This is a genomic window from Heyndrickxia shackletonii, assembly GCF_001420715.1.
Classification (GTDB): domain Bacteria; phylum Bacillota; class Bacilli; order Bacillales; family Bacillaceae_C; genus Margalitia; species Margalitia shackletonii.
On the sequence record NZ_LJJC01000024.1, the window covers coordinates 1 to 536 of the forward strand.

The window sequence follows — 536 nt, forward strand, 5'->3', positions numbered from 1 at the left end:
CTAATAAAAGCAAAATTTTATAAGAATTTCTTCCAAAAAATAGGTATCTTATCCTGTATCTAAGATTTATTATGATAAGGATTAGCCAAGTTAACATAATCATTGTTATAGGTAGCAATCTTTCATACCCCCAAAAGTGTTGGTACTACTCAACTTTGCCTATTTTTCAGAAAATTTTCTAGTTGACAATAATTCTAACCCATTATTTTAAAAAAATCAACAAAAAATATAATAACAGGGGCGTGAAGTTTAATATAGTATGTAAAGTATCTAACCTTGACACTACAACATTTCTATTAAACTTCGCACCCATTCATGTCAATTTAACTGACCTGTTTATCATTATGATTATTTCCCTCGTTATTTCCCTTTTTATTATCCACATTGGACAACCTTTTTAATTCTGTAGCCACATCATTTACATAAGGATTCTTAGCCAATATCGTTTCTAAACTAATAGCCCCCATACCATTTAACTTCTCTAGGTTTTCAATCGTTTCTTTATCATTAGAAGGTTGGTTATAATGAAACACGAA

1 protein-coding gene is annotated in these 536 nt (G+C 29.5%); it reads right to left on the reverse strand.

All coding sequences use genetic code 11. The features are described 5' to 3' along the window. Positions 1-323: 323 nt before the first annotated feature. Positions 324-536, reverse strand: a 213-nt coding sequence (locus AN964_RS25250; protein ID WP_152982472.1) for a phage portal protein, incomplete at its 5' end; no start/stop codon positions are given.